The organism is Gelidibacter algens (genome assembly GCF_001678675.1).
GTDB classification, from domain to species: Bacteria; Bacteroidota; Bacteroidia; order Flavobacteriales; family Flavobacteriaceae; genus Gelidibacter; species Gelidibacter algens.
The window spans coordinates 1-11,125 of sequence record NZ_LZRN01000070.1 but is presented as its reverse complement, the minus strand read 5'-3'; the positions used below and the strand labels follow the sequence as shown (position 1 = coordinate 11,125).

Here is an 11,125-nt window from a genome sequence, read left to right as displayed (position 1 = left end):
CGTAGGTTAGAAAGTAGGCATACTAAATAAAAACAAAAAAGCTACACTAGTTAGGTAGTCTTTTTTTGTTTTTTAAACCGCGTTTAGAACGCGTTTGCAATGGCAAAAAAGTCTTCGGCATTTAAAGATGCGCCTCCAATCAATCCACCATCAACATCTGGCTTAGAGAAGATTTCTTTGGCATTGTTTGGCTTGACACTACCGCCATATAAAATAGAAACGCCGTCTGCAACATCAGTTCCATAGTTATCAGCCATAGTTTTTCTGATAAAAGCATGCATTTCCTGCGCTTGCTCAGGGCTTGCTGTTTCTCCTGTACCAATGGCCCAAACAGGCTCATATGCCAGGACTATATTTTTAAGCGCTGAGGCGTCTAAATGGAACAACGCATTTTTGATCTGACTCTCCACAATAGTTTCATGATTGTCAGCTTTTCTATCTTTTAATTCTTCGCCAAAACAAAAAATAACGCGAAACTCATTTTCAAGCGCTGCATCTACTTTTTTCGCTAACATTTCATCAGTTTCACCAAAATAGGCACGACGCTCACTATGTCCTAAAATTACAGTTTTAATACCGAGACTTTTTAACATTGGCCCACTCACTTCACCTGTATAAGCTCCAGACTCAGCGAAATGCATATTTTGCGCCACCACTTCAATAGGATTTTCTTTCAACGTGTTGAACGCTTGCAACAGATTTGTAAATGATGGTGCAATCATCACCTCAACATCTGCTGGTTTGTTTTGTAATTTGAGTTCTCTGATCAATGTTTCCGTTTCCGATAAATCATTGTTCATTTTCCAATTTCCTGCTACTATGTTTTTTCTCATTTCCATCTTAACCTTCCCAAAGGGAAGGAACTTTTTTAGTTATTATTACAATTTCAAATCTTCAATATCATTCCAGTGCTTCTTTTGCATTACGGTTCCTTTATTGAGGATAACCACGCCTGGACTCGAGCGCACAATCGTTTTTAGTACTTTTTCATCACACAGATAAAAATCAAAATCAAATTGATATTCTGCTTTAAATTTTTGTTTTGTGGCTTCATCAGAAGTAGTCATCCCAATAACGGTATATCCCTTTTTAAGCGCTTCATCTGACAAGGATTTCAGTTTTGCCATGCCCTTTTTTTCTGCGGAATTCAAATCATAAGCCACAATCATCAATAACTTTTCTTTTTCCAAGAAATAAGAAGTCAAATCTTCATCTTGTGTTTCTATTGAGAAATCCTGAATTTTAGGAAGATCACCGGCTTGTATTTCTTTTGTTTCCACCCCAATAATCTCATCATACTCAGCGGGCCCTTGTCCACCATCAGTCAATACTTTTTCTTCACCATTCAATGTATAAGTCCATTCGTAATCAATGATGGCTCTTTTTGCATCTGGGGCAAGCTCCATGTTTTGTTGAAGGTTATCGCCAATTTTATAGGCTCTAAAATCAATTGCTGGCAAATGCATAATCACATAATAAGCAAATGAAAGTGATGCCAAAAAGCCCAAGAGCGCTACAACGGTTGTTCCTAATTTACTAAAAACAGGCTTAATATATTTGACGCCTAAAAACAGAATGAGAATCAAAACTAATAGAACCACATCTTTGGTAAAACTTTGCCACGGGGTCATAGGCATTGCATCTCCAAAGCAACCACAATCTTTTACTTTATCAAAATACGCCGCATAAAAGGTCAAAAAAGTAAAGAAGATAATCATGAGCAGCAAACTCCAAACGGTGAATTTTGGCCTATACCCTATCAAAAGAAATATCCCTACAACCACTTCAAAAATCACCACCATAATAGCAATCCCTAAAGCGTAAGGTTCCAAAAAGGGAATATTCAAAACAGCGGCACTAAAATACTCTTGAAGTTTATAAGAAAACCCTAAAGGATCATTCAGTTTTACAAAGCCCGAAATGATAAACAGGACGCCTACAAAAATTCTACTGATGCCAACTACTATCTTCATTCTACTAAACTATTTGTTACTATTAAAATTCTATTATTCCTTAAGATGAATTAACGCAAACACCGCATAATTGATCATATCCTGATAATTGGCGTCAATCCCTTCACTAACCAGTGTTTTACCAGCGTTATTTTCTATCTGTTTTACTCTCAGTAATTTTTGCAAAATAAGATCGGTTAAACTACTCACCCTCATATCGCGCCATGCTTCACCATAATCATGATTTTTATTCATCATCAGTTGCTTACTCAACGCTATTTTTTCATCGTAAAGTTCGGTGGCTTGGTCTACAGACATATCGGGTTTTTCAACCACGCCCTTTTCTAGCTGAATCAATGCCATGGTGCAATAATTGATGATCCCAATAAATTCGCTCGCCTCATCTTCATCCACTTTGCGTTCAGCATTTTGCTGCAAACCCCTAATGCGTTGTGCTTTTATAAAAATTTGATCTGTTAATGAGGGAAGCCTCAAAATGCGCCATGCACTGCCGTAGTCGGACATTTTATTAACAAAAAGATTTCTACATTTTTCAATAACGTCATCATATTGTTTTGAGGTATCTTGCATAGAAAGTGGTAATTTTCCGTAAATTTCGCTTAAATTGTTTAAAGTTCAAAACTAATAGCCACGAATACGTGATTGTTTCGAGTTAAACATATCATAATTTGATAGAACCTTGTTTTATCAAAATGATAAAAATTGGCATTCGCAATTAATTAGCAGTAAAAACACCAAAATGACCATTAACTGTAAAGGACAGCTTATTGATTTGACCATTCCCAAAGTCATGGGGATTTTAAATGTCACTCCAGATTCTTTTTACGATGGTGGTATTTACAAAAACAACTCTGATATTTTAGAGCATGTAGATAAAATGCTGAATGAAGGAGCCACTTTTATTGATATTGGCGCTTACAGTTCAAAACCCAATGCTGTACATATAAGTGAGACTGAAGAGTTGCAACGTTTGCTTCCCATTCTAAAGTTGCTAACAGACGCTTTTCCTGATATTTTAATATCTATTGACACTTTCAGAAGCAATGTGGCTGAAACATCTATTAATGCGGGAGCATGTATGATCAATGATATCTCCGCTGGAAAAATAGACGAGAACATGATGGCAACCATTGCCAAACTTAAAGTACCGTACGTAATGATGCATATGAAGGGGACACCACAAAATATGCAGCAAAATACCAGTTATGAGGATTTGTTAAAGGATATTCTTTTTTATTTTTCTGAACGCATTGAAGCTGCTAAAGCCTTGGGAATTGTAGATATAATTATAGATCCTGGTTTCGGGTTTTCAAAAACTACCGCTCAAAACTTTGAACTTTTAAAGCATCTGGAGGTCTTTAAAATATTGGAGAAACCTCTGTTGGTTGGGTTTTCAAGAAAATCAATGATTTATAAAACTCTTAAATCTTCGGCGGCTGATGCATTAAATGGTACTACGGTTTTAAACACGCTTGCTTTGCAAAAAAACGCCTCTATTTTAAGAGTCCATGATGTCAAAGAAGCTAAGGAATGTATTGAACTAACTCAGCAACTAAAATTATAATCCATGAAATACTTAGCCTTCTTATTGCTGCTTTTAACTTTTTCATGCAATCATGAAAAAACAGTTCTTCTTCCTGAAATAGTGAATGCTGACATTACTGAAGTTCTTGATGTTTCTCCTGCCTATCTTTTTTACGATGAAACAAAAAAGGACAGCATTGAAATGAACAGAAAGAACCTGATTGGCACTACAAACTGGCTCGTTAATGTCGATAAACGGCTTACGTTAGGGCAGGTCATTCCGCAGATTATATTTTTACAGAATAAAAAACGGAATGCTGAAGTTCATAAAAACGAAAACGCAAAAAATTATTACACGTGCAATGATACCAGTATTAAAAGCCTTGGGTTTATAGAGTTTACAGATATTATTTACAAAACCGGTTATGTGTTCCCAAATGTTGCTCCAGATTATGAGAATCCGAGAGAGAACCGCATTATCGTTGATTTTAGAAATGTTCAGGATATTAAATTGGTGACGCTTTCAAAAGACTCCATTCTCAAAAAATCAACTCTGAAAAATTTGAAACAGGATCTAGATAATTTACCAAATGATGGGGTATATGAGTTCATTCTAAACATCAACAGCAAATTGACCTTTCAGGATTATATTACCTTTAAATCGAAACTTTCTCAAATCAATTCGTCTAAAATGAGCGTCAATGAAAATGAATTCATTTATTAAGCTTATTTTTTTAATTTTACAAAAACACTTCAGTATTGGATCAGCTTAAATTTTGGGATTTCGGGATTATAGATTTTATAGATGTTTTCCTCGTTGCCATACTTTTATATTATGTTTACAAGCTTATAAAGGGCACTGTTGCGATCAATATTTTTATTGGTATCATCATTATTTATTTTGTTTGGAAACTAACGGCGTTTCTTAAAATGGGACTGCTGAGCTCCATATTTAGTGGCTTTATGGACGTTGGTATTATTGCCCTGATTGTTGTGTTTCAACCAGAAATCCGAAAATTCCTATTAATGGTAGGTTCTACAAATTTTGGAAACAAACGCAAGTTTTTGAGACATCTCAATTTTTTGAAAACAGAAGAGCAAGTACAAACCAATATTGACGTCATCATTTCGGCATGCCAAAAAATGGCGTCTACCAGAACAGGCGCTTTAATTGTTTTGGAACGCAGTAACAATCTCGACTTTTTGACCAGTTCTGGTGATGAAATGAATATTGGAGTAACACAACCCATTATTGAAAGTATATTTTTTAAGAACAGTCCGTTGCATGACGGTGCCATTGTTATTGCCAACAATACGGTTAAAGCAACACGCGTCATTCTACCGGTAAGTAATGAACGAAACATTCCACAACGTTTTGGACTCCGCCATAGGGCAGCTGTTGGCATTACTGAAAAAACCGATGCTTTAGCAATTGCTGTAAGTGAGGAGACTGGGCAGATTTCCTATTTAAAGAACGGGGAGTTCGTGATGTTCAAAGATAATGCGGAGCTAATTGGAATGATCAAAAAAGATTTGGCGTAAAGTCGAAAACACTTTAACTCTTTGTCGGCATTTACTTTTAACTATTGACAGACACATGCCAAATACTTACATCGTTTCTTCCTTCATAAACTGCACCTCATATAAATTTCTATAATAGCCATCTTTATTTTGAAGTAATTCCTTGTGAGTGCCTTGCTCCACAATTTTTCCAGCATCCATAACAATTATATTATCTGCTTTTTGAATTGTTGCCAAACGGTGCGCAATGACAATAGAGGTTCTGTCTTTTGTTATTTTATCTGTGGCAATTTGCATCAATTGCTCAGAATAAGAATCTACAGAAGAGGTAGCCTCATCCAGGATTAAAATTCTCGGGTTGGTCACATAAGCTCTTAAAAATGAAATCAACTGTCTCTGCCCAGACGAAAGCATCACCCCTCGTTCTTTTACATTATAATGGTAACCATTTGGTAAGCTCATAATAAATTCATCAATACCAATATCTTTGGCGGCTTGCTTAACGTATTCCTCTGTAATATTAGGATTGTTGAGGGTTATATTATTGAGGATGGTATCTGCAAAAAGGAAAACATCCTGGAGCACGACAGCTATTTGGGCTCTTAATGACACCAAGGTCATTTCCTTTATATCGACTTCATCAATGTAAATGGTGCCTTTTTGGATGTCATAAAAACGATTCAATAAGTTGATTATGGTGGATTTTCCTGCTCCAGTTGCACCTACAATAGCAATAGTTTGTCCTGACTTCACATCAAAAGAAATGCCTTTTAAAACTTCTTCATCGTCAATGTAAGAAAAATGCACTTTTTCAAATTTGATATTGCCCTTAAACTGCGCGGCTTCAATTTTTCCGGCATCATCAATTTGTGAGGTTGTATCTAAAACATCAAAAACACGATTGGCAGCAACAATTCCCATTTGCAGGGTATTGAATCTATTAGCAATTTGGTTTAAAGGTCTGAACAACATTGGGATCATCATGATAAAGGCAAACAAATCGCCTTGTGAGGCCAATTCATCTGAAATAATATTGAGTCCACCATACCAAACCACAAGACCTAGGGTCAACGAGGATAGAAATTCGGCAATTGGGAAGAATACTGAGTTGTACCATACTGTTTTTAACCAACCTTTTTTATGGCGTGCATTGATTTCTTTAAACTTTCTGTATTCAGTTTCTTCTCTCGTAAAAAGTTGCAATATTTTCATTCCCGTAACGCGTTCCTGTACAAATGAGTTGAGATTGGAAACCTCATTACGGACATCTTCAAAAGCAATTTTCATATACCTCTGGAAGATGGTGGTTGCAAAAAGAACAATAGGTAAGGTTGTAAACACTAAAATACTAAGCTTCCAATTCATAAAAACCATGACGCCGCCTACAACTAACATCTTAAGGAAATCACTAAAGATCATAAAAAGCCCCTCTCCAAAAATATCGGAGATCCGCTCCATATCGGTAACCGTTCTGGTAATTAAAACACCTACTGAAGAATTATCAAAATATTTCATCTTGAAACTCATAATGTGCTTAAATAGCTTTACTCTAATGTCTTTTACTACAGACTGACCCAGCCAACTGGCATTGTAAATAAACAGCAATTGGCACACCACCTCCAACACCAACAGCACAATCATTATAATGATATAGTACATGAACCCATCATATTTTTGGAGTTCAATGTGCTTATCAATGGCTTGCTGTAAGACATAAGGCCTTAAAGCTCCAAAAATAGCCAAACCTGTAACGAATATCAAAGTAAGCGTAAATACACCCTTGTAGGGTTTAATATATTGCATTAAGCGCTTGTATAGGCTCACGTCATAAACTTTGGTTTTCTTTTTGGCACTCATATTATATAGCGTTAAAAATGGTATCAGGATATTGAATATCCATTAAATATAACCCATGTGCAGGAACGGAAAAACCGGCTTCACTCCTATTTTTAGATTTGATGATGTTGTGTAAATGCTCCACCTCAAGTTTTCCCAAGCCAATATTGACCATGGTGCCCACAATGGCACGCACCATATTTCTCAAAAAACGATCGGCAGTAATGGTAAAGGTCAACTCTGTATCATTCAATACCCAATTCGCTTCTTTGATATCGCAATAATACGTTTTTGCGTCAGGATTACTTTTAGAAAAGCATTGAAAATCTTTATACTCCAATAAAATAGTGCAGGCCTCATTCATTTTATCCAAATCTAGAGGCAGATGGATTTTATAGGCAAAATCAGTTGTAAAAACATTTTTAGTATTAGAGATGCGGTACTTATAAGTTCTGCTTACCGCATTAAATCTGGCATGTGCTTTATCTTTTACCCTAAAAATACGATGGATGGCGATGTCATTTGGTAAAAACCAATTGATCTTAAAAATCAGCACCTCAATATCAAATGGTTCTTCCATATCAAAATGGGCGTACATTTGAGAGGCATGAACGCCAGCATCTGTGCGTCCTGCACCCATGATCTTTATCGGAACTCTCAATAAGGTTGTCAATGCATGTTCTAAAACCTGCTGCACTGAAATGGCATTGGGTTGATTCTGCCACCCATGATAGGCTTTTCCGTTATATGACAATTCGATAAAATATCTCAAGGCAATTCAAATGGATTTTAAAATTTAATATCAGAAACAGGCATATTCCTTACATTGGATTACTCAACTACTATTTGATATAGGATAATGCATTACTTACTGATACTATAATGTCTTTATCACTATTTTTGTGATGTGCAAAGATAAATAGAAAAATGATTAAAACCTCTCCGGTTTTGGAAACCTGAGAGGTTTGGTTACCAAAACTTTTGACTCTTATAAAATTTCTTCGTTTGAAAAAAATCCTACTCTTGTCAGATACCCACAGTTATATTGATGACGATATTCTCAAATATGTCAAACAAGCCGATGAAGTTTGGCATGCAGGCGATATAGGCAAGTTAGACGTTACAGATACTATAAAAAAAATCAAACCACTTAGAGCTGTTTATGGCAATATTGACGACACCAAGGCACGCATGGAATTCCCTGAAAATAATCGGTTTATGTGCGAGGGTGTCGACGTTTTCATAACCCACATTGGCGGATATCCTGGAAAGTACAATCAACGGGTGCGAGAATTACTTTATCAAAATCCGCCAAAACTCTTTATTTCCGGACACTCTCACATTCTTAAAGTTATGCCCGATAAAAAATTAAACTTGTTGCACATGAATCCTGGTGCTATTGGCAAACATGGGTTTCAAAATGTAAGAACAATGTTGCGTTTTACTATTGATGGGAGTAAGATTGATAATTTGGAGGTGATTGAGTTTAAGAAATAAATGTGATCAAAGTTGGCGCCAAAACTTAATTTGACTTTTAAGTTTCCATATATCCTATATTGTAATAACTAAGTATTCACTCTGTTCGGGAAAAGTTAGAGTTGGGCATAGAACCTGCACAAAATCGGGATTATCCCGATACTTCGGGGCAACCAGCAAATTCCAATGCGCCTTCGGCTTTTGGAATTTGGGTTTCACTAAAAAAACCCGAGATCTTCACCTCGGGTTTACGCAACTAAAAAAATTAAGATAATAGGCTTATCGCAATCTATCCACAGTATTTTACAAGATCTTCATCCTTTTTTATGGCCTTATTGGCTAACACCAAAAACACGATAGAGAAAATAGGAATAAAAATCCCAACGCCTTTCTCTGAAATTTGACTTTCTCCAGGCGCCATTAGCAATTGATACACAAATAATCCTAATAAAATAAAGTTTAATATGATATTAAGTCGTCCCAAAACAAATTGAAACTTCCTGTTTTTATAATTGAATATAGAAATCAAAGATAATGCCGCAGATCCGAAAAACATAGCCAAATACAGCATATCATCTTGTGCATATACAGCAACATCAATTGTTGTGGTCCATAAATGAAACACAAATATCAATCCGCAAGAAAATATGGCTGCTATAAGTAAATAGACGGTTTGAATGCGCTGTAACATGTATAGATCTAAAAAATTAAAGCTCAAAATTAGTAGTTTCTTTTTAAAACATGCTGTTATTTTTAAAATAAAATTGTATTATTGCATCAACGTTTTGTTACTCGCAGAGTGATAGGCTGTTAAATCTTCAAAAATTACATTCGATTTTTCCCTCTTCTTAATTCTAAATAAGTGTCGGAACAAATCCAATTTCAATTTTATAATAATATCCATAAACATACATGTTTGAAATTTCGCAATTAAAAGAAAAGAAGCTTTCTGATTTACAAGAAATAGCTCAAAAATTAAATGTACCCAAGTATCGTACGCTTAAAAAATTAGACTTAGTCTATCAAATTCTAGATGTCCAGGCTGCAAATCCTGACGTAGTGAAAGCAGAAATCGCGACGCCCCCTGACACTAACACTGAAACTCCCAAAGAAGCAAAAACACCTTCAAAGAAAAAAAGAGAGCGTGTTGACAAAAAACCAGCTTCAGACAAGTCACAGCAAAAAATGGAGTTGCCTGAAGATAAAGCCGAAGAAAATAAACCGGAAGCTCCAAAATTAGAGATCAAAAAACCGGAACCTAAGGCCGCCGCTCCTAAAGCTGCATCAAATGACAGTTCTAACACTTCTAAGAAAGAACCACAGAGCCCTAAAAAAGCAGAGCATCGCGATAAAAAGCAACATACTCCAAAAGAAAAAGATACTATCAACAAACCTCGTACTAAAGAGGACAGAACACAACGTTCAAATGATAGTAATGGGAATAAATCAACCTCCCGAGACACCAATACTAGAGACAACAATAATCGCGACAACAACAATCGTGATAACAGCAGTAATGCGCATTCAAAAGTAAACAACGGCAACAAAGACAATAGAAATCGTTACAGAGAACCTGATTTTGAATTTGATGCTATTATTGAAAGTGAAGGTGTGTTGGACATCATGCAAGATGGCTACGGATTTTTACGGTCTTCAGATTATAATTACCTCTCCTCGCCTGACGATATTTATGTATCGCAATCGCAAATCAGATTGTTTGGTTTAAAAACCGGAGATACTGTTCTAGGACATGTAAGACCACCAAAAGAAGGTGAAAAGTATTTTCCTTTAATCAAAGTGAGCAGAATTAATGGTCAAAAACCGGAAGTTGTAAGAGACCGCGTCTCTTTTGAGCACTTGACGCCATTATTTCCTCAGGAAAAATTTAACCTTGCTGAAAGACAGAGTACCATCTCTACAAGAATCATGGATTTGTTCTCACCAATTGGTAAAGGACAACGTGGTATGATTGTATCACAACCTAAAACTGGCAAAACGATGTTATTAAAGGATGTTGCAAATGCTATTGCAGCAAACCATCCTGAAGTGTATCAAATGATCTTATTGATTGATGAACGTCCTGAAGAGGTTACTGACATGCAACGTAACGTTCGTGGTGAAGTTATTGCATCAACATTTGATAAAGAAGCTCATGAACACGTTAAAATTGCAAACATTGTTTTAGAAAAAGCAAAACGTTTGGTAGAATGTGGTCATGATGTTGTGATCCTATTGGACTCCATTACACGTTTGGCTAGAGCTTACAATACCGTTCAACCTGCCTCTGGTAAAATATTGAGTGGTGGTGTTGATGCCAACGCCTTGCACAAACCAAAACGTTTCTTTGGTGCGGCCCGTAATATTGAAAATGGCGGATCTTTAACCATTATTGCAACAGCCTTAACTGAAACTGGCTCTAAAATGGATGAAGTGATCTTTGAAGAATTTAAAGGAACAGGTAATATGGAATTGCAATTGGATAGAAAAATATCTAACCGTCGTATTTTCCCTGCTATTGATTTAACCTCTTCAAGCACACGTAGAGATGATTTATTGCTGGATGAGAACACTATTCAAAGAATGTGGGTAATGCGTAAGTACCTTGCAGATATGAATCCTGTGGAGGCCATGGAATTTATCAATGACCGATTCAAAAAGACCAGAAACAATGAGGAGTTTTTGTTATCCATGAACGGATAATTAGCACTTCATAATATATCAAAAAGCCCAACTATACGATTGGGTCGTTTTATTATTTACTAACTTTACTAGGAGTAAGGACGATAAAAAATAAA

General features: G+C 36.0%; 10 protein-coding genes and 1 pseudogene. 5 read left to right on the top strand and 6 right to left on the bottom strand.

Going from position 1 to position 11,125, the window contains the following annotated elements:
• Window positions 1–83: 83 nt before the first annotated feature.
• The 3 genes from tpiA to A9996_RS18265 are packed head-to-tail and all read right to left on the bottom strand — an operon-like array spanning window position 84 to window position 2,543.
• Window positions 84–833, bottom strand: coding sequence for a triose-phosphate isomerase (gene tpiA, locus A9996_RS18275; RefSeq protein ID WP_066438733.1), 750 nt, complete (start codon window positions 831–833; stop codon window positions 84–86).
• A gap of 45 nt (window positions 834–878) precedes the next feature.
• On the bottom strand, window positions 879–1,973 hold the full coding sequence (locus tag A9996_RS18270; protein ID WP_066438723.1) for a BT_3928 family protein: 1,095 nt from the start codon (window positions 1,971–1,973) through the stop codon (window positions 879–881).
• A 33-nt stretch (window positions 1,974–2,006) separates the two neighbouring features.
• Window positions 2,007–2,543 (bottom strand): DUF1599 domain-containing protein, encoded by a 537-nt coding sequence (locus tag A9996_RS18265; protein ID WP_066438720.1) that lies wholly within the window; start codon window positions 2,541–2,543, stop codon window positions 2,007–2,009.
• Between the two features lie 169 nt (window positions 2,544–2,712).
• Here A9996_RS18265 and folP point away from each other — a divergent pair, with 169 nt between their 5' ends.
• From folP to A9996_RS18250, 3 genes are read left to right on the top strand one after another with little or no spacing between them, the layout of a single operon-like run.
• The gene (gene folP / locus A9996_RS18260) at window positions 2,713–3,537 is read left to right on the top strand and encodes a dihydropteroate synthase (RefSeq protein ID WP_066438726.1); all 825 of its coding nucleotides are present in this window, start codon (window positions 2,713–2,715) and stop codon (window positions 3,535–3,537) included.
• A 3-nt stretch (window positions 3,538–3,540) separates the two neighbouring features.
• Window positions 3,541–4,221 (top strand): hypothetical protein, encoded by a 681-nt coding sequence (locus A9996_RS18255; protein WP_066438717.1) that lies wholly within the window; start codon window positions 3,541–3,543, stop codon window positions 4,219–4,221.
• 35 nt (window positions 4,222–4,256) lie between these two features.
• Entirely contained in the window at window positions 4,257–5,039 is a 783-nt protein-coding gene (locus A9996_RS18250; protein ID WP_066438714.1) for a diadenylate cyclase, read from the top strand.
• A gap of 66 nt (window positions 5,040–5,105) precedes the next feature.
• On the opposite strand, the gene A9996_RS18245 is transcribed toward A9996_RS18250, so the two are convergent.
• Both A9996_RS18245 and truA read right to left on the bottom strand, forming a co-directional pair.
• Window positions 5,106–6,875, bottom strand: a complete 1,770-nt coding sequence (locus A9996_RS18245; RefSeq protein WP_066438712.1) for an ABC transporter ATP-binding protein — start codon at window positions 6,873–6,875, stop codon at window positions 5,106–5,108.
• Window position 6,876: 1 nt separating this feature from the next.
• Complete coding sequence (gene truA / locus A9996_RS18240) at window positions 6,877–7,626, bottom strand: tRNA pseudouridine(38-40) synthase TruA (protein WP_066438710.1); 750 nt, start codon at window positions 7,624–7,626, stop codon at window positions 6,877–6,879.
• A gap of 233 nt (window positions 7,627–7,859) precedes the next feature.
• Here truA and A9996_RS18235 point away from each other — a divergent pair, with 233 nt between their 5' ends.
• Window positions 7,860–8,351 (top strand): metallophosphoesterase family protein, encoded by a 492-nt coding sequence (locus A9996_RS18235; protein WP_066438706.1) that lies wholly within the window; start codon window positions 7,860–7,862, stop codon window positions 8,349–8,351.
• Window positions 8,352–8,609: 258 nt separating this feature from the next.
• On the opposite strand, the pseudogene A9996_RS18230 reads toward A9996_RS18235, so the two are convergent.
• Window positions 8,610–9,021 (bottom strand): annotated as a pseudogene (locus tag A9996_RS18230) (DUF4293 domain-containing protein).
• 221 nt (window positions 9,022–9,242) lie between these two features.
• Between A9996_RS18230 and rho the strand changes: the two are divergent.
• A complete protein-coding gene (gene rho / locus A9996_RS18225) occupies window positions 9,243–11,030 on the top strand; it encodes a transcription termination factor Rho (RefSeq protein ID WP_066438698.1) in 1,788 nt (595 codons plus the stop codon).
• The last annotated feature ends 95 nt before the right edge of the window (window positions 11,031–11,125 follow it).